Origin of the sequence: Bosea sp. F3-2, from assembly GCF_008253865.1 — a bacterium.
Classification (GTDB): Bacteria; Pseudomonadota; Alphaproteobacteria; order Rhizobiales; family Beijerinckiaceae; genus Allobosea.
The window spans coordinates 1,971,665-1,990,214 of record NZ_CP042331.1; the positions used below are offsets into that span (position 1 = coordinate 1,971,665).

General features: G+C 64.1%; 15 protein-coding genes and 2 pseudogenes. 7 read left to right on the top strand and 10 right to left on the bottom strand.

The features are described 5' to 3' along the window. Position 1 precedes the first annotated feature (1 nt). The 5 genes and pseudogenes from FQV39_RS09160 to FQV39_RS34360 all read right to left on the bottom strand — a co-directional run. A complete protein-coding gene (locus tag FQV39_RS09160) occupies positions 2–238 on the bottom strand; it encodes a hypothetical protein (RefSeq protein WP_472840630.1) in 237 nt (78 codons plus the stop codon). After that, on the bottom strand, positions 235–1,203 hold the full coding sequence (locus FQV39_RS09165; RefSeq protein WP_113511717.1) for a carbohydrate ABC transporter permease: 969 nt from the start codon (positions 1,201–1,203) through the stop codon (positions 235–237). Before FQV39_RS09165 ends, FQV39_RS09160 begins: the two co-directional genes overlap by 4 nt. Further along, complete coding sequence (locus FQV39_RS09170) at positions 1,200–2,120, bottom strand: carbohydrate ABC transporter permease (RefSeq protein ID WP_149133748.1); 921 nt, start codon at positions 2,118–2,120, stop codon at positions 1,200–1,202. Before FQV39_RS09170 ends, FQV39_RS09165 begins: the two co-directional genes overlap by 4 nt. Positions 2,121–2,255: 135 nt before the next feature. Further along, positions 2,256–3,548 (bottom strand): ABC transporter substrate-binding protein, encoded by a 1,293-nt coding sequence (locus FQV39_RS09175; RefSeq protein ID WP_248313383.1) that lies wholly within the window; start codon positions 3,546–3,548, stop codon positions 2,256–2,258. 428 nt (positions 3,549–3,976) lie between these two features. After that, a pseudogene (locus tag FQV39_RS34360) lies at positions 3,977–4,335 on the bottom strand (IS110 family transposase); the annotation flags it as partial. A gap of 305 nt (positions 4,336–4,640) precedes the next feature. Between FQV39_RS34360 and FQV39_RS09185 the strand changes: the two are divergent. The 6 genes and pseudogenes from FQV39_RS09185 (at position 4,641) to FQV39_RS09210 (ending at position 13,955) form a co-directional block, all read left to right on the top strand. Continuing rightward, the gene (locus tag FQV39_RS09185) at positions 4,641–5,348 is read left to right on the top strand and encodes a GntR family transcriptional regulator (RefSeq protein ID WP_149130010.1); all 708 of its coding nucleotides are present in this window, start codon (positions 4,641–4,643) and stop codon (positions 5,346–5,348) included. Between the two features lie 81 nt (positions 5,349–5,429). Further along, positions 5,430–7,016, top strand: coding sequence for an ABC transporter substrate-binding protein (locus tag FQV39_RS09190; RefSeq protein WP_149130011.1), 1,587 nt, complete (start codon positions 5,430–5,432; stop codon positions 7,014–7,016). A 67-nt stretch (positions 7,017–7,083) separates the two neighbouring features. After that, a complete protein-coding gene (gene ggt, locus FQV39_RS09195) occupies positions 7,084–8,679 on the top strand; it encodes a gamma-glutamyltransferase (RefSeq protein ID WP_149130012.1) in 1,596 nt (531 codons plus the stop codon). A 74-nt stretch (positions 8,680–8,753) separates the two neighbouring features. After that, positions 8,754–8,916: pseudogene (locus FQV39_RS09200) on the top strand (IS3 family transposase); the annotation flags it as partial. 718 nt (positions 8,917–9,634) lie between these two features. Beyond that, positions 9,635–11,074 carry an FAD-binding oxidoreductase gene (locus FQV39_RS09205; RefSeq protein WP_149130013.1) on the top strand — a complete coding sequence of 480 codons (1,440 nt, stop codon included), beginning with the start codon at positions 9,635–9,637 and terminating at the stop codon, positions 11,072–11,074. A 436-nt stretch (positions 11,075–11,510) separates the two neighbouring features. Then, positions 11,511–13,955, top strand: a complete 2,445-nt coding sequence (locus FQV39_RS09210) for a caspase family protein (RefSeq protein WP_149130014.1) — start codon at positions 11,511–11,513, stop codon at positions 13,953–13,955. A gap of 407 nt (positions 13,956–14,362) precedes the next feature. Here the strand turns inward: FQV39_RS09210 and FQV39_RS09215 are convergent, their stop codons facing one another. Beyond that, entirely contained in the window at positions 14,363–14,746 is a 384-nt protein-coding gene (locus tag FQV39_RS09215; RefSeq protein WP_149130015.1) for a hypothetical protein, read from the bottom strand. 195 nt (positions 14,747–14,941) lie between these two features. Beyond that, on the bottom strand, positions 14,942–15,439 hold the full coding sequence (locus tag FQV39_RS09220; RefSeq protein ID WP_149130016.1) for a c-type cytochrome: 498 nt from the start codon (positions 15,437–15,439) through the stop codon (positions 14,942–14,944). A 192-nt stretch (positions 15,440–15,631) separates the two neighbouring features. Between FQV39_RS09220 and FQV39_RS09225 the strand changes: the two genes are divergently transcribed. After that, the gene (locus FQV39_RS09225; RefSeq protein ID WP_149130017.1) at positions 15,632–16,690 is read left to right on the top strand and encodes a class I SAM-dependent methyltransferase; all 1,059 of its coding nucleotides are present in this window, start codon (positions 15,632–15,634) and stop codon (positions 16,688–16,690) included. A 77-nt stretch (positions 16,691–16,767) separates the two neighbouring features. Here the strand turns inward: FQV39_RS09225 and FQV39_RS09230 are convergent, their stop codons facing one another. From FQV39_RS09230 to FQV39_RS09240, 3 genes are all read right to left on the bottom strand, one after another. Continuing rightward, positions 16,768–17,088 carry a cupredoxin domain-containing protein gene (locus tag FQV39_RS09230; protein WP_149130018.1) on the bottom strand — a complete coding sequence of 107 codons (321 nt, stop codon included), beginning with the start codon at positions 17,086–17,088 and terminating at the stop codon, positions 16,768–16,770. 10 nt (positions 17,089–17,098) lie between these two features. Further along, positions 17,099–17,623 (bottom strand): DUF4142 domain-containing protein, encoded by a 525-nt coding sequence (locus FQV39_RS09235; RefSeq protein WP_149130019.1) that lies wholly within the window; start codon positions 17,621–17,623, stop codon positions 17,099–17,101. A 95-nt stretch (positions 17,624–17,718) separates the two neighbouring features. Further along, positions 17,719–18,414: an RNA polymerase sigma factor gene (locus FQV39_RS09240; protein ID WP_248313384.1), complete on the bottom strand. Its 696-nt coding sequence runs from the start codon at positions 18,412–18,414 to the stop codon at positions 17,719–17,721. Between the last annotated feature and the right edge of the window lie 136 nt (positions 18,415–18,550).

The following is an 18,550-nucleotide window of genomic DNA, read 5'->3' on the forward strand; positions in this document are numbered from 1 at the left end:
CTCACTCCGGGAATTTGGTGACGAAGGTGAACATGACGACGCCGATCAGGGTCGTGACGAAGGAATGGCCGTAGAGCGTTAGCGAGAAGGGCTGCAGCAGCATCAGCACGCCGGCCGAGATCAGCAGCGTTGCCAGTGTCTCCATCGGTCCGCGTCGCAGCGCCTTCGGCCAGCGCGATGCGGCCGCGCCTTGCGGCTCACGGGGATGGCTCGGATGCCGGTTCATTTGCAGGTTCATTTGCGCACCGCCCCGAAGGTGATGCCGCGGAGGAGGTGCTTGCGCAGCAGCACGGTGAAAACCAGGATCGGGATCAGGAACAGCGTCGTTCCGGCGGCCACGGCTGGCCAATCCTGCCCGCCCTCGCCGATGATGATCGGGATGAAGGGCGGCGCGGTTTGCGCCGTGCCTGAGGTGAGCAGCACGGCGAAGGCATATTCGTTCCAGGCGAAGATCAGGCAGAAGATTGCGGTCGCGACGATGCCGGTCGTCGCCTGCGGCAGCACGACCTTGCGGAAGGCCTGCAGTCGCGTATAGCCGTCGATCATCGCCGCTTCCTCGTATTCGCGCGGGATCTCGTCGATGAAGCCCTTGAGCAGCCAGACGGCCAGCGAGACGTTGACCGAAGTGTAGAGCAGGATCATTCCGAGCCGCGTGTCGGAGAGGCCGAGCTCGCGATACATCAGGAAGATCGGGATCGCGACGGCGATCGGCGGCATCATCCGCGTCGAGAGGATGAAGAACAGCAGGTCGTCCTTCAGCGGCACCTTGAAGCGCGAGAAGGCATAGGCCGCGCAGGTGCCCAGCCCCACGGAGAGCAGCGTCGAGCCGAAGGCGATGATCAGCGAATTGACGAAGCGCGGCACATAATTGGACGGGCCGACGACCACCATGCTGCGCGAGCGCGTGATCTCTTCGCAGGCGGAATTCGCAGGCGGCAGCGAGGCGAGATAATCCGCCGTCTGGCGCGAGCGCGTGTTGAACAGGTTGCAATAGCCTTCGATCGAAGGCTCGAAATGCAGGAAGGGCACCACCTTGGGTGGGTAAGAGATTGAATCGGGCGGCGTCTTGATGCTGGTCAGGCCGATCCAGAGCAGCGGCACGATCGCCACCAGCGCGTAGAGAACGACGATGGTGCCTGCCAGCAGCTTGACGCGTCCGCTCGGCGCGACGACGGAATGGGCCGTGGAGAGAGCGCCGCTCATCGTGCCTTCACCTTATTCAGCGCCTTCACATAGATGTTCGCCAGCCCGAACACGGCGACGAACAGGATGATCGCGAAGGCGGAGGAATAGCCGGTGCGCCAGGCCTCGAAGGCGGCGCGCTTCAGCGTGATCGAGGCGAGTTCGGTGGTCGAGCCCGGCCCACCCGAGGTCAGCAGGTTGACCATGTCGAACATCTTGAAGTTCTCGATGCCGCGGAAGAGCACGGCCAGCATGATGAAGGGCAGGCACATCGGCAGGGTGATCGAGATGAATTGCCGCCAGTTGCTGGCGCGGTCGACCTCGGCTGCCTCGTAGATGTAGTCCGGGATCGAGCGCAGGCCGGCCAGGCAGATCAGCATCACATAGGGCGTCCACATCCAGGTATCGACGATGATGATCGCCCAGGGGCTCAAGGTGACGTCGCCCAGCATCTGGAAGGAGGACGGCGCAAGCCCGGAGAAGAACGAGACGACGTAATTGAACAGGCCGATCTGCGGCTGGTACAGGAAGGTCCAGAAATTGCCGACCACGGCCGGCGACAGCATCATCGGGATCAGGATCAGCGTGGTCCAGAAGCCGTGGCCGCGGAACTTGCGGTCGATCAGGTAGGCCAGTGCGAAGCCGATGACGGTCTGCAGCAGGATGGTCCAGAACACGAAATGCGCGGTGGCCTGCATGCGCTGCCAGATCTCCGGGTCCGACAGGATCGTCTGGTAGTGGTCGAGCCCGACATTGCGCAGCGGTGCATTGGGGCGGTTGGCGCGGTAATTCGTGAAGGAGAGCTGGATCGTCCAGATCAGCGGGAACAGATTGATCGCCAGCAGCAGGATCATCGTCGGCGCGATGAAAAGCCAGGCGATGGCCTTGTCCGAAAGGCCCCGGACCCGATGGGCGATCGGGGGATAGGCTGCGCGCATCGCTGTCGCGCTCCTGATGCCGGTGATGTCGCTCGCATTCATGACTCAGCACCGTTCAAAGGCAAAGTCGGGGACTGGCTGCGCCCCCTATAGGAAAGGCGCAGCCTTTGGCTCAGCTCAGAGGGCGTCCCAGCGTCAGAACTTGCCGTCTTCCTTGAAGACCTTGGTCCAGTCCTGGATCAGCAGGTCGAGCGCCTGTTTGGCGGTGCCCTTGTCCGCAACGACATAGTCGTGGATGCGCGCCTGCTCCGCCTGCATCAGCTGCGCGTAGGAAGGCTCGGCCCAGAAATCGACGACCTGGCCCATGGCGACGAGGAAGTCGGCCGCGAAGGGCGCGGATTTGGCGAAACCTGGATCATTCAGCACGCCCTTGTGGCAGGTATAGCCGCCGAGCTCCCACCACTTCTTCTGCACGTCGAGCGAGGCGAACCATTTGACGTAGGACAGCGCCTCGGCCTGGTTCGGCGAATAGGCGACGACCGAGAGGCCCTGCCCGCCGAGCTGCGAGCCCTTCTCCTTCTCAGGCGGATTGACGAAGAAGCCGATCCTGTCGCCGCCGACATTGGGATCCTTGTACAGGCCGGGAAAGAAGGCGAACCAGTTCATCTGCAGGGCCGCCTGTCCGGATTTGAAAGCGTCCAGACCCTCCTGCATATAGGCGTTGGAATAGCCCGGCGGTGTGCAGCACTTGTACAGAGACTTGTAGAACTCCAAGCCCTTCACGGCGTCATCGGAGTTGACGAAACCAGCCATGGCGTAGGGCTTCTTCGGGTCCTCATATTTGAAGCCGAAAGGATAGAGCGCGTTGGCGACGCCCATCGTGATGCCTTCCGAGCCACGCTCGGTGAAGATCGCCGCGCCATAGACCTTCTTGCCGTCGATGTCGCGGCCCTGGAAGAACTCGGCGATCTGCTTCAGCTCGGTCTGCGACTTCGGCGCGGCGAGCTCGCGGTTGTACTTGGCCTTGAATTCGGCCCGCAGCTCAGGTCTGGAGAACCAGTCCTTGCGGTAGGTCCAGCCGAGCGCATCCCCCATGGCCGGCAGCGCCCAGTAGTTCGGCGTATTCTTCGGCCATTCGGCATAGCCGGTGACGGTCGCCGGCATGAAGTCGTCGATCTTGATCCCTTCCTTGGCGAAGAAATCGTTCAGCTTCACGTAATGTTTGTTCTCGGCGGAGCCGCCGATCCACTGCGAGTCACCGATGATCAGGTCGCAGAGCTTGCCCTTGGAATTGAGCTCGTTGAGCATCCGGTCGGCGAAGTTGGGCCAGGGCACGAACTCGAACTTCATGCCGATGTTGGTCTTCGCGGTGAAATCCTTGGAGAGTTCGACCAGCGCATTGGCTGGGTCCCAGGCCGCCCAGCAGAGGGTGAGCGTCTTGCCCTGGGCCTGAGCGGTCGTCGCACCGAGCGCGGCGCTCCCGACCATCGTCGCGGCAAGCAGGCATGTCCTGATCGTTTTCATGGCTATCCCTCCCTTGGCATGCCGTCACCAGCCGTCATTGGGGTGACGGGTGAACCTGCGTGACCGCGAAGGGCACAGCCAGAAGAAGGGGCACGGCCGACGCGGGACGTTTCCTCACGCCGCCCCGGAACTAACCGTCCAAGTTCAGCGATTTGTTTAGTGAACAGTCAATCGCTAAACATGTCAAGTGACGAAGACGGCCGATAACATACCGCAATGCGGCGTTTTGTGCCGCGATGCACAAGTTTAGTGAATTCCTGAGTATCGTCGGGTTGGGGCAGCGTGGCCCATCATGTGCTTCGTGAAGCGGAAGCAGGCTTGCCCGACAGGTCCACGAAGCGGTCGATCGAGCGCCAGACGGCACTTAACACGCTGTCGGTCGGGCTGGCAGGTGAGCCGGATCGGTCCTCGCCACCATATTCGAGACAGAAGCCGCGCATCTGGGTGATCAGCCGCGTGCGCTGCATGAGCATCTGGTCCCGCACGCGATGCAAAGACTGGACGTCGATCTGCTCGATTGCCTTGGCCTGGACGAACCGCATGGACGGGCGTGTCACCGCCTCCGCGATCGCTTCGGCATCCAACGTGTCCGACTTGTTCGACTTCAGATATGGCTTCACGAACTGCGCTGGCATGATGCGCACGCGATGGCCGAGACCTTGGAGCTTGCGCGCGAGCCACTGCGTGCCTGGCAGGCTTCCATGCCGACGAGGGCTGGCGCCGCCCGATCGAAGATGGGTACGATCTCATCGCCCAGTTCCCAACATTTCTGCAATCGGCAATAGGAAGCATCTGCGAGCGATCGGATTTGTTGATCTGCGCCGAGAGCGCGGCCTGCACGTGTCGCATCTCGACGCCCGTCAGGGGAAAACCCGCACTCGCCAGAACGCCGGAGAGCCACTGCGACAGCGGTCCGACCTCCCCCGCTTGTAGGGACCTCCGATCGCATGAAGCAGCACGGCACTCGCACTATTTGTTGCAGAGCGGCTTATATTTGTATCAGTGTATCCACTATGACAGAACGTGCCCAAATTGCACGATCGTAGGAGCCCGTCCATGAGCCTGGCATCGACCTCGTCGGCGGCAACGGCGCAGGATGAGGCCTATCGCGCGATCCTGCAGGACATCCGCAGCGCGCGTTACCAGCCCGGCGACCGGTTGATCCCAGAGAAGATCGCGCGCGAGCTCGCCATGAGCCGCATGCCGGTGCGAGAAGCCTTTCAGCGCCTCGCCAACGAAGGGCTCGTCCTGATCCGGCCCAATCGCGGCTGCGTCGTTTCCGGCCTGACCATCGCGGAGATCTACGAGCTCTTCGAGATCCGTTCGGTGCTGGAGGGTCTCGCAGTCCGCCTCGCCATGCCGCGCTTCGATGGCGCCGCGCTGGCCGAGCTCGACGATCACGTCGTCCGCATGCACCGCGCCGGTGCAGCCGGCGGCGCCGACTGGCTCAGCAAGCACCAGGAATTCCATGCCTATATTTGCGGCCTGAGTGGACGCCCCAAGCTGATCGCCCAGATCGCGGCGCTGCATATCGCGGTCGAACCCTATATGCGCGTCTGGCTCCACCATGTCGCCCACCCCGCCCAGGCTACGGAGCGCCAAGACGAGGTCGTTGAGGCGATCAAGACCGGCGACGCCGAGCATGCCGAGGCGGTGATGCGCGACCACATACTGCGTACCGCGCCGCGTCTCGCCGCGTTCCTGCGGAGCCGCAACCAGGCGGCCGGGGTTCCGTCGGGCCTGCCGGCCAGTACTCATATCTGAGCCGAACCACGCAGCGGCTCGCCAGAAGGCCGCGCTCCCGAGGAAGCCCCAGGGTCAGCCAAAAGAACGAGGGGATTAACGATGGATCGACGCCAGTTCCTGAAAGCCTCGGCCGCGGCCGCCTTCCTGCCGGCAGCGCCGCATCTCGCCGTGGCGCAGGATGTCAAGACGCTGCGCTTCGTGCCCTATTCCGACGTCGCGATCATCGATCCGATCTGGACCAACGGCTATTCGACCCGCACCCATGCGCTGCTCGTCTGGGATACGCTCTACGGCCTCGACGACCAGTTCCAGCCGCAGCCGCAAATGGTCGAGGGCCATGTTGTCGAGGATGACGGCAAGCGCTGGACGCTGACGCTGCGGCCCGGCCTCGTCTTCCACGATGGCAGCAAGGTGCTGGCGCGCGACGCCGTCGCCTCGATCAAGCGCTGGGGCGCCCGCGACACCTTCGGGCAGGCGCTGATGGCGGCGACCGACGAGCTTTCGGCGCTGGACGACCGCACCGTCGTCTTCCGGCTGAAGCAGCCCTTCCCACATCTGCCAGCGGCACTCGCCCGCCCGAGCGCGCTCGTCGCCGCGATCATGCCGGAGCGTCTCGCCCAGACCGATCCGTTCAAGCAAATCCCCGAAGCGATTGGCAGCGGCCCCTATCGCTATCTCACTGCGGAGCGCATCGCCGGCGCCCGCCATGTCTATGCAAAGCACGACGGATACGTTCCGCGTCCGAGCGGCACCCCGAGCTTCACCGCCGGCCCGCGCATGCCCTATCTCGACCGCATCGAGTTCACTGTCATGCCCGATGCCGCGACAGCGGTCGCGGCACTGCAGTCGGGCGCGGTCGACTGGGTCGAGCAGCCGATCATCGACCTGCTGCCGCTGCTGCGCAACGATCCGAACATCACGGTCGAGGTCAAGGACCGGACCGGCATGGCCGGGCAGGTTCGGCTCAATCATCTGCAGCCACCCTTCAATAATCCAGCGATCCGCCGAGTAATTCTCGGTGCGATCGATCAGGAAGAATGCATGAACGCGGTCTGCGGCGGTGATCCGCAGGTCGAACGTGGCAGCATCGGCTTCTTCCCGAACAACTCGCCGATGGCTTCGGACGTCGCCGCGCCCGCTCTCAAGGGACCGAAGGACTTCGGCAAGCTCAAGCGGGAACTCGCGGCCGCAGGCTACAAGGGTGAGCGAGCCGTGTTCCTCGCGGCGCAGGACGTGCCGCGCATCGCGCTGGTCTGCGATGTCGCGGCCGACGCGCTGCGCCGGATTGGCGTTAATGTCGACTTCGTCGCCGCCGACTGGGGCACCGTCCTCCAGCGCATCAGCAACCGGAACCCGGTCGAGCAGGGCGGCTGGAGCTGCTACGTCACCTATTGGTCGGGGCTTGATCTCGGCTCGCCAGCGACGAGTTCGCCGCTGCGCGGAAACGGTGCCAAGGGCAGCCCGGGCTGGCCGGACAGTCCGCAGATCGAGGCGCTACGCGCCCGCTGGCTCGCTGCCGGCGACCCGGACATACAGAAGGGGATCGCCCGCGAGATCGAACTCCAGGCGATGCAGGACGTGCCTTATGTCCCGGCAGGCCAGTATCTGCAGCCGGTCGCTTATCGCAAGAACCTGACGGGCATGCTGAACGGCGTTCCGGTTTTCACCAATCTGCGCAAAGGCTGACCGTCCTTCGCTCCCTCTCCGAAAACCCGGCGGTGTGGCCGGCCCTGTTTCCACGAAGGCTTCTTCCATGCGCGATCTAGAGCTTCCCGGTCGGTCCCTCGCCATAAGCTGCAACGCGATGGCGGCGACCTCGCATCCCGCCTCGACGCTCGCCGCACTCGACATCATGAAGGCCGGCGGCAATGCGATCGACGCCGCCATCGCCGCCTGTGCCGTGCAATGCGTGGTCGAGGCCGGCTCAACTGGCATCGGCGGCGACTGCTTCGTGCTCTATTCGCGCGGCGGGTCGACCGACGTCATCGCCTATAACGGCTCGGGCCGCACGCCCGCAGCCGCCACGCTCGATTGGTACGAGAAGGCAGGCATCACCGCGCTGGAGCGGCATTCACCGCATGTCGTCACCGTCTCGGGCGCAATCGACGCCTGGACGCGGCTCAACAAGGACCATGGCCGTCTGCCGCTCGCGGAGGTCCTCGCGCCGGCTATCGGCTATGCCCGCGACGGCTACGCGCTGACGCCGCGCGTCGCCTACGATCTTGCCGCCCAGCGCGACCTGCTGATCAAGGATGCCAACGCCGCCGCGACCTTCCTGGTCGACGGGCAGGCCCCGGCCGCCGGCACCGTGCAGCGCCAGCCGGCTCTGGCCGCGACCCTCGAGGCGATCGGCCGCGAGGGGCGCGATGCCTTCTATCGCGGCGAGATCGCCAGGGAGATGGTCGACTACCTCCAGGCCGCCGGCGGCCTGCACACAGTTGACGACTTCGCCGCAGCCGAAGGCGAATACGTCACCCCGATCAGCGCCACCTTCCGTGGCCGCACCGTCTACGAGTGCCCGCCGAACGGACAGGGTGTCATCGCGCTCTTGATCATGAAGATCCTTGAGCGCTTCAAGCCCAAGGGCGGCCCGCTCGCGGTCGAGAACCTCCACATCGAGCTGGAGGCGACCCGCCTCGCCTATGCCGCGCGCGACCGCCTCCTCGCCGACCCCGCCAAGGCCGAGGTGCCGGTGGAGCATCTGCTCTCGAATGAGCTCGCCGACGAGCTCGCCGGCATGATCGACCCCGAGCGCGCGCTCGATCCGCTGCCGGTCATCCCCGGCGGCGCCGAGCACAAGGACACGGTTTACATCAGCGTCGTCGACAAGGACCGCAACGCCGTCTCCTTCATCAACTCGATCTTCTCGCCCTATGGCAGCGGGCTGATGACCAAAAAGTCCGGCGTGCTCTTCCATAATCGCGGCCAGAGCTTCGTGCTGAAGCAGGGGCATCCCAACGCCATCGCCCCGCAAAAGCGGCCGATGCACACCATCATCCCCGGCATGCTCGCCGAGGGTGGCCGCGTCGTCATGCCCTTCGGCGTGATGGGCGGGCACTATCAGGCGATGGGCCACGCCCATTTCCTGGCCAAACTGTTCGACCATGGCCTCGATCTGCAGGAAGCGATCGACCTGCCGCGCCTCTTCCCGCTGCCGGGCACGAACACGGTCGAGACCGAAAGCCGACTGCGCGATAGCGTCGGCGTGGCGCTCGCGGCGCGCGGCTTCGACGTGCAGCCGCCGAAATCGCCGATGGGCGGCGCCCAGGCGATCTGGATCGACTGGGAAAAGGGCACGCTGACTGGCGGCTCCGATCCCCGCAAAGATGGCTGCGCATTGGGAATCTGACCCTGAATACGTAAACGGCGTCATGGTGATCGTTCGGATCGCTTCGGCGGCCGGGCGCCCCTGGGACACACGGCGGCTGGGCGGTGAACGTCAAGCGCGTCGAGCGGATCTGGCGGCGAGAAGGGCTCAAAGTGCCTCAGAGGCAGCCGAAAGGGGCATCTTTGGCCGAACGACGGATCAGGCGTGCGGCTGCGACCAGAGCATTCCAACCATGTCTGGCTGTACGACTTTGTCGAGAAGCCCCGAATCCGATCATAGCGCGCTGTGGGATTGCGGCTTCGCAGTGAACGACGCTGCCTAGTAAAAGGCCCTGCCCGCCTCAAGGATCCGCTCTTCGATCCATGAGATCTGAGCAATGACTCCTTGACGCTCTCGCAATCCGCGCGCCATTTTAGCCGAAGGAAAATGGCTGCTGGAGATGGCACGCGCATCGAAATTCCTTGCTCAAAAAGCTTAGGGTTTTCCGGACGTTAGCGGGAATTTGGCAGAGATTCCCTCCGTCTCCGCCACTAAAATCTTATTAAGCCACTGATTCTATTAAGATTTTTGGCAGTTCGAAACTGACCAACCCAACGATCACCCCAATGGGAGGACAGGGTTGGTATCCACCTCGTGTGCCTCGAGGGGTTTACCGCTGTGTTCATCGCGGCGGTGACGCGGCTCCGATTCGCGCCACAAGCAGACCTTTGCGCGCGTCCTGGAACCGGACATCGGCGATCGTCCGAGCCAAGCTTGCGGCTGAGGATCGAGTGAGCAGTGCGCTGTCGCTATCCGCCGCGCACTCCGTCTGGTTGGATTCAGATGCCGGTCTGCGACGGAGTCTCCAGAGATTTTCAGTCGAAGCTTCGCATCTCGCCATTGTGTGACCTGCATCACTGTGCGGAGCCATGAATGGACGCACATTCCCGATCGCCGGGGGGCCGAAGCTTAGAGCACCCGTTCGGGAGGAGTCATCATGCCTGCACACAGCCTCACGACGCTGACGGCCGGAAAGACGAGCATCGATACCTCGGCGATCGAAGCGCTTGCCGCGCAATTGAGCGGCAGCATCCTCGACACGAGTGACGCAGGCTACGATGACGCGCGTGCCATCTGGAATGGGATGATCGATCGCAGGCCTGGGCTGATCATACGCTGTATGGCCGCGAGCGACGTCGTCAGCGCGGTTCGTTTCGCGCGTGACCATGGCTTGCTCGTCTCGGTACGGGGCGGTGGCCATGGCATTGCCGGCAATGCCGTCTGCGATGGCGGCTTGATGATTGATCTTTCGCAGATGAGATCAGTCCGCGTCGATGCCGCGGCGCAGCATGCCTGGGTCGAACCCGGGGCAACGCTTGCCGATGTCGACAGGGAGACGCAGGCGGCTGGGCTGATCGTGCCGACGGGCATCAATTCGACCACAGGCATCGCCGGGCTGACTCTGGGAGGGGGCTTTGGGTGGATCACGCGGAAGTTTGGCCTGACCCTGGACAGCCTGGTGTCGGTCGAGATCGTGACCGCCGATGGCGAACTCCGGCGGGCCAGCGCGTCGGAGGATCCTGACCTGTTCTGGGCTCTGCGCGGCGGCGGCGGCAATTTCGGCGTCGTCACGGCATTCGAGTTCCGGCTTCACAGGTTCGGCCCCGAAGTCCTGTCCGGCCTCGTCGTCCATCCCCTCGACGAGGCCGAGTTGGTCCTGAAGAACTATCGCGCGGCGCTCGAAGCCGCCCCCGACGAGCTGACCTGCTGGGCTGTGATGCGGAAGGCACCGCCTCTGCCGTTTCTGCCGGCGCGGTGGCATGGTGAGGAAGTGCTGATCCTCGCGATGTGCTACTGCGGCGACATCGCCGACGGCGAAAGGGCCACTGCCAGACTGCGCTCGATCGGAAAGCCGATTGCCGATGTGGTGGGACCTGCTCCCTTCACCGCATGGCAACAGGCTTTCGATCCGCTGCTCACACAGGGTGCCCGCAACTACTGGAAGAGTCACGACTTCACCGATCTCTCGGATGCGGCCATCGAAATCCTGATCCGTGCAGCGCGCCACCTGCCGAGCCCGGAATGCGAGATCTTCATAGCGCATGTCGGCGGTGCCGCAGGCCGCGTCGCCGCCGCCTCCACGGCATTTCCTCAGCGTAGCTCCCATTTCGTGATGAACGTTCATGCACGCTGGCGCGAACAGAGCATGGACCAGGCCTGTGTTGGCTGGGCGCGGGAACTCTTCGAAACCACAAGACCGCTTTCTGCCGGGACGGCCTATATCAATTTCATGCCGGCCGACGAGATGGATCGCGTCCAGGAGGCTTATGGAGCCAGCTATCATCGCCTCGCCATGCTGAAGCAGCGCTACGATCCGTCGAACCTGTTCCGCATGAATCAGAATGTGACGCCGATGACGAATACAAGGGCTGCCTGAGCCTAGTCGCGCCAGTAAATGGCCGAATTGGAATGGCTTCCGGTGTCGCAGGGCGGCGGTGAAACGCGCCCCTGCGACACCGGCCAATCATTGAGTTCCGAGACGCCCCGGCCGACATTAATTATTGGCGGGCGTCGCCTTTCCACCCAAGTTTACGGTTGGCCGCAAGCCATAGCGAGCACGGCAGTTACCTGCCGTGCCTGAGGCCGCAGGTTCGTCTGCTGGATCGGCCTCGATGGCTTGCTGCAGCGTCTCCACCGCGCCAGGCCAAGCGGACAACATGAGAATTGGCTGATCAAGATCTGTCGAAATGGCTTACGTCCTTCTTGTGGCCGGCTGACTCAAAAAGGCCGTCGCGCCGCCACGTTTCATTCAAACCCCGTTCAGCCGGGAAGGCCGAGCTTCTGGTGAAGTGATCCTTTTGCTGGAGGCTTCCATGTCGCTCTGGCGCATTGTCTGCGGCCTGTTCCTCGCAGCCGCACTGCTGAGCGGCCTACCCGCGCATGCACAGCCCTCCGAAAAGCGGATCGCGCTCGTCATCGGCAACAGCGCCTATCCGGACGGTGCCCTGCAGACGCCGGCGAACGATGCCGGCCTGATCGCGCAAACGCTGCAAGCCGCCGGCTTCGATGTCGTCGGAGCACGCGATCTCGATACCGCGACCTTGCGGTCAGCCTTGCGCGAGTTCCTCGACAAGGCGTCGGCATCGGGCCCCGACACGGTCGCCGTCGTCTACTATGCCGGGCACGGACTTCAGTTCGAAGGCGAGAACTACCTCGTCCCGGTCGATGCCCGCATCGCGCGCGACGCCGATGTACCCCTCGCCGCCATCCGTCTGACCGATCTCGTCAAGCCGCTGGCGACCTTGCCGCTGAAGGCGCGGATCGTCGTGCTCGACGCCGCGCGCGCCAACCCCTTCGCTCGGTCGGGTCAGCCGCTCGCCGGCGGCCTGGCGCTGATGCAGCCCGACCCCGGCTCGCTAATCGCCTTCAACGCCGCGCCCGGCACCGTGGCGCCCGAGGGCAAGGACTACAGCGCCTACGCCACCGCCCTGTCGGAGATGATCAAGGAGGGAGGCCTGCCGCTCGACGATCTGTTCGAGCGCGTGCGGCTGCGGACCAGCGAGTTGACCGGCGGCGCCGAAATTCCCTGGCATGTCTCGAAGGTCCAGGCGCCCTTCCTGTTCTTCGAGCGCACGGATGCCGCTTCGCCGGCGCAGACCCGCTTCCTCGACCTCCGCGACAAGCCGGTCCGCGATTTCGACGCGCGCGATGCCTATCTCGCAGCCCTGACCCGCGACACCATGCGCGGCTACGAGGATTTCCTGGCCGCCTATCCCGGTGACCCGCTGGCGAAGCGCGTACGCGCCATCCTGGCCGCGCGGCGCGAAGCCATCGTCTGGCGCGAAAGCGCCGTCGCCGATACCCCGGAAGCCTACTGGTCCTATCTGCGGCGCTATCCGCGTGGCCCCCACGCCGGCGATGCGCACCGCCGGCTGGCGCATTTCGCCGTCGCCTTCGAGCCTCCCGCCGCCTTTTCCGCCCTCTCTTATGACGTGCCGCCGCCGCCGCCCGAGGAGGTCGTCTATGTCGAGCGCCCCGTCATCTATTTCGCCGATCCGGTCTATGAGCTGCCGCCACCGCCGCCGGTGCCTGTCCTGTTCCTGCCGCCCCGGCCGGTCTACTATGTCGATCTGGCGCCGCCGCCTCCGCCCATCGCCGCCTTCGTGCTGCCGATCCCGATCTATCACCCGGTCCCCGCCTGGGTGGAGCGCCCGGCCTATGTCGTCCCGCCGCCGGTCAACGTCATCAACGTCAACATCCACAACACGGTGGCGGTGAATCCGGCGTCTCAGACGGTGGTGGTGACGAACCCACAGGGTCGGCAGGAGCCGCCGCTGCCGCCGGCCCTGATGGGAGGAGCTCAGGGGCCGGCCGCTCCAGCGCCCCAGCCGGGTGTTGTGGCGGGGGCGCAGCAACTCATCCAGGCCCATCCGGCCGCCTCCGCCGCGATCGCGGCTACGGCAGCAGCGCTTCCTGCCGCCGTCGCATTGCGGGCCCGGCAGCAGCAGCTTCAGCCTCAGCGTGCACCGTCACCGACCACACCAGCGCTTCGGCCCAACGTGCCTCCCGGAGCACCTGCCATCATCGGTCAACCGCGTCCCGGACAGCCGCCACAGCCCAACCAGCCCATGACAGGTCATCTGCCTGCGGTTGCCGCTCCAACCGGCGCGAAGCCTTTGCCGGCGCCTGGCGCCCTGCCAGCCGGGCCCGGCAGCGCCGCTCCCGTACAGCGTCTGGCCACGCCGCCGGGGGCTCCTCAGCCAAACCGCCCGCTCGCACCGTCGGTCGCGGCGGGCTCGCGAGCTGCGCCTTCCCCGCCTCCGGCCTTGGCCACGCCTGCGCCCGGCCCCCACTCACCGGCCGGTCGCCGGGCGGCGATGCCTCAGCCTGTACAGGCTCCGCAGGCGCCTTCGGTGGACAATGCGCGGCGAGCGGCGGCGCAGCAGGCGGAACGGCAGCGCGCCCAGCAAGCCGCCGCGCTTCAAGCGCAACAGCAGCACGCCGCACAAGCGGCGCAGCAGCGTGCGGCCGTCCAGGCCCAAGCGGCTGCGCAGCAACGGGCGGCCCAGCAGGCGCAGCAGCGCGCAATGCAAGTTCAGCAACAGGCTCAGCAGAGAGCAGCCGCGCAAGCACAGCTCCAGCAACAGCGCGCGGCTCAGGCCGCCCAACAACGCGCCGCGACGCAAGCTCAGCAGCGTGCCATGCAGGCTCAACAGCGCGCTCAGACCATGGCCCATCCACGCGCGCCGCAGCCGATGCGCGGCCCGCAGCCACAGGGCAAGCCACATTGCGATCCCAGTCGCTCGCTCTGTCGCTGAGCTGTAAATCGGCGTGGGGCCTCGACGCCGATCAGCATCTCAAGTTCATGAAATTGTTCGTTGAAACAGGACCAATTCGCCTGCCGATTGACACCCGTTCTCCGTCGCCGCGATTGGCGATGTGGGCCGCGATGCCCGCCCACATGAAGGTGGGCCTGAGTGAACGACGCTCGCCGAGGCCCCGTTTGAATCGCCCGCAAGACATGGCCGAGCGGGAATCGGCCCGGCCATGGCAGCGAGTACAAGTTTGAGCATTCAGCAGTCTCAGTCGGAGTTGCAGGCTCGCCTTGCGGAGGTCACGGCATGTTACGCAGTGCGCAGTTTTTGAATCGACCGACGCGCTGGCTGTCGAACCCTGTTTCGCACGATGGCTCGCTACCCCTCCGGAGAGTCTGGCGGTGCGCCTGTCACTTCTTGAAATAGGCTATCACCCCAAGCAACAACAGCAAATAAGGCCAATACTTCATCGGAACGAAGAAGAAGTCATGCTTTTCTTTAAGCACGAGCTCTTTGCCTGTTTCCTTGTCGATTACGGTACGTGGCTTGTTGGAGCGCTCCAGCGCAAGGTTCGTTACGAACAGGAACCCCGCCCCCAGCCAAATACCGATCATGTCTCTGGCCGGGATGTAGCTTGATGGGAGAGGATCGCCAAGAAGGGCCCAGGCAAGGCCTTGAGAAACGAGCAGCCCGACAACAGCCAGGACAAGCACCAAAACACCGGATCCACGCCAAATTACCATTTTGTCCTCAATAGCTTTGACAGATTTTTGCACTTGGTGACTGGTGGCCAAATCAAGCCCATGTCAACCCCGCGGCCTTTTTTTGCGGCGACAAAGATGTCCTGTCAAAACCCAGGGTCAAGCAACCAGAAGGCATGCTGCCAGAGATGGCCGGGCGCTCACGAAAAATGCCGGTCTCGACATGTTTCTGTGTAGAGCCAATCGGCTGCTTCGATTTGAGACAATCAAGCTTCAGGGGAATTAAGTTCACTGCCCCTTCTCGTAGGCGGCATATTGCTCCGCCGACATGCCCGGCAGTTTCTGCACGAAGGCGACGACGGCCCGTAGCTCGTCGTCGTTATGGGACTCCGCGAAAGACGGCATGCCCGTCATCCGCACACCGTTCTTGACGATCCAGAAGATCTCGGCGGCGCTCCAGCGCTGGATCGTGTCCGGCAGGAACGGCGGCTCCGGATTGAGGCCCTTGCCGATATCGGTCGGGTCTTTCCCCGGGCCGCCGTGGCAATAAACGCAGGCCTCGTTGTAAAGACGAAAACCCCGGGCAATGTCCGTCGACGGCGCCGGCGCCGGCACCTTGGCCGCCTGGCGAGCTACCGATTGGCGCATGGTGGTCTGCAGGAGGAAGAACACCGGAGCGCTGTGCGGCTCGCGGGCAGCGATATTGACGACGCCGCTGAAGGCAATGGCGAGGCCGGCGACGGCCAGGACGATGAAGGCTGTGATGAAACCGGCGATGAATCGCATGGCGTCCTCCCGCGCGGGATGCGGCCCGGCCGTCGCTTCGTCGCCGGGCAACCATTATGCTGCGGCCGGTCGATGCTACCTGAATGATAGAGAGCGAATAGCGCCTAGCGGCCGCAGGCCCGATCCCCAATCTTCCGCATGACCTTACGCGATGATAGCATGAAACGGTCGGGGCCACGGCGGGGCCTGTAGATGGCTGGCGATCAAAGTAGCCACGCGCCCATGGAAGGCGGCGGATTCTACAATCGCAATTCCGCGCCGCAGGCCGCGGGCATAGCGCTGCTCGCCGATATCTGGCTGAAAGCTTGCAACGCCGTCCCTCTGGGCAACGAACCCGTCAGGATTGTCGATCTGGCGTCCTCGCAGGGCCGAAATTCGATGGCGCCAATGCGGATCGCAATCGACGTCGTCAGGCGAAGAGCCGGCCTCGATCGGACGATCGAGATTGTTCACGTCGATTTGCCTTCAAATGATTTCAGCTCCCTCTTCAACGCAGTGATCGACGATCAAGGCAGCTATCTGCACGACTTGTCGGGGGTGTTCCCACTCGCGATCGGCCGCAGCTATTTCGAGCCCCTTCTGCCGCCGGGCAGCGTTCACCTGGCATGGAACACCTGGTCAATGCAGTGGATGTCGCGCAGCCCGATGGACGCGCCCGACCATGTGCTGGCGGGAATGAGCAGGTCCGAAGAGTTGCTTTCCGCCCTCGCCGCGCAGCAGCGGGACGACTGGATACGCTTCCTCGCTTTGCGCTCAACCGAACTCCGAGCGGGCGGCCGCCTGCTCACTGCCTTCACGGCTCGAACAGACGCCGAAACCGGCTGGGAGTGGTTGCTTGGAGAGCTCTGGCAGGCGATCCGCGATCTCGCCGACCAAGGCGTGCTCAGTCGCGCCGAGACGGAGCGGATGACGATCCCCATCGGACTGCGGCGGCTCGAAGACCTCGCAATGCCGTTTGGGAAGCAAGGCGAATACAGCAACCTGAGAATCGAACATCTCGAACTCAAGCAGGCGGGCGATCCGCATTGGGCCGAATTTCAACGGACAAGCGATCATCTGGACTTTGCGCGACGCCACGCCGAAACCACGCGAGCCTGGGCCGGTCCAACCCTGGCGCTTGGACTCGACGCTCACAGAAGCAGGAAGGATGCGCTTGATGCCATCTTCTCGCGGCATGCGGAACGGCTGGCGCGCGATCCGAGGCCGCATCAACCGTATATGGCGGTCGGAGTATTCGCTAAATCGGAATAGCTGCGGCTTTTCATAAGAGAGGGATTTAGCTCTCAGCATCAAACCGCAAAGCGTTTCCGTGCTGAGAGCATCTGCCTCTAGGGCGCGGTCACCGTGATGCGGCCCTTCATGTTGGGGTGGAAGCGACAATAGTACTCGATCGCTTCCGCCTTCTGCAGCACCAGGCTCGCCGACTTCTTCGGCTGGATCATCACCTCCATGCCGCCCTTCGCCGTCGCGGTGTGGGCGAGAATGTCGGTGTTGATCCACTCGATCCTGTCCCCGACTTTCGCGCTGACCTCGGCTGGCGCGAAGACCAGCCGGTCGATCGTGACCTGGATGGTCTCCGCTTGGGTCGGGAGACTGCCCATCGCCAGCATCGCGGCGATGGCGACCGGCAGGCAGCGTCTCAAGGGCATTATACCACCCTCACCTGAGACTCGCCGCGACATGCTCGGCGTGCTGCTCATGGCCCTGGAAGATCTTCAGGCCGGTTTCGAGCAGGCCCTTCAGCTCGGCATTGCTCGCCGAAGGGATCAGCAGGTCCTGGAGCGCTCCGTTCACCTGCCGATGATAGGCAACCTCGTTCTCGACATAGGCCTTGTCGAAGGCCGCACCGCGGAGTTTGGCGAGCGCCGTCCGCTTGCCTTCGGCGGCCTGGGCCAGGCTCCGGCTGGTGTCATTGTCCTCCGGCTTGACCTTCAGCTTCTTGACAAGGTCGAGCGCCTGCTTGTTGACCGCCTCGTGGTCGCGGACCATGTCCTTGGCGAAGGACACCACCGCCTTGTTCTTCGATGTCGCGATGGCTTGCTTCGCGGCCCCGACGTCGATCACGCCGGCGGTGTAGGCGATATGGGCGATTTGCGGATCGGTGGGCTTGTCGGCTGCTCGCGTCAAAGATGTGGCTCCGAGCAGGCACAGTACCGTTGCCATGGTGATCTGCCGAATAGACATGATTCCTCCTTCGCCTGACGGCAGGATTGCCTCGGGCTCCGTCATTCAATTGACGACTATTGGATGATGTCGGGCTCAGAAGGTTCCCGAGAAGATCATTTCGGAAGGCCGAGCCTTTTCATCACGGCGGCGGTCAGACGTTCGCAGCGCCGGCCGGCAAAGGGGAAAGCGTCGAGCAGCACGGGGCCGATCTGCTCGTCCAGCTCCCGGCGCAGCAGCAGGCGAGCCCGATGCAGCCGGGTCTTGACGGTTTCAGGCCTGATGCCGAGCAGCTCCGCCGTCTCCTCGATGCTCAGGCCTTCGATCACCCGGGCCATGAAGACCGAGCGATAGACGCCCGGAAGATTGTCGGTCGCCCGCTCAACGAATTGCAGGATCTGTCGTTGCGCCATGGTCCGCTCTGGGTCGTCGCAAGCCGTGTTGCCGGGAAATGGGATGATCTGCGCCGCCTCGCCCGGATCGCTGGCTCGTGTCAGCGCCGCTGTCTGCCGGTTTCTGCGCAGGCGCCCGAGCGCCTCGTTGATGACGATGCGCGACAACCAAGTGGCCAGGCTGGACTCGCCGCGAAAGCTTTCGAGATGGGTGAAGGCCCTGACATAGGATTCCTGCACCACATCCTCAGCTTCGGCGTCGTTGCGGATCACACCTCGGGCAATCCGGTAGAGCCGCTGGTTATGCGCCCGCATGATCATGCGAAACGCGTCCGGATCCCGCGCCAGGGCCCGGCGCACGAGCTCCATATCATCGGAGAAAGGGACGGCGTCGAGAACGCCGGTTCGAGCTTGCGACATGAGCGACCCTCCTTCTTCACCATGAGATGGAGCGCGGCGGGAAAGGTTCCCAGACATTGTATTGCGCGTCGAGGGAGGACAGTTGACCCATTGCTCAGAAGCAGACATCTCGGGCCCGCAGCCTGGGGGTCTGCTG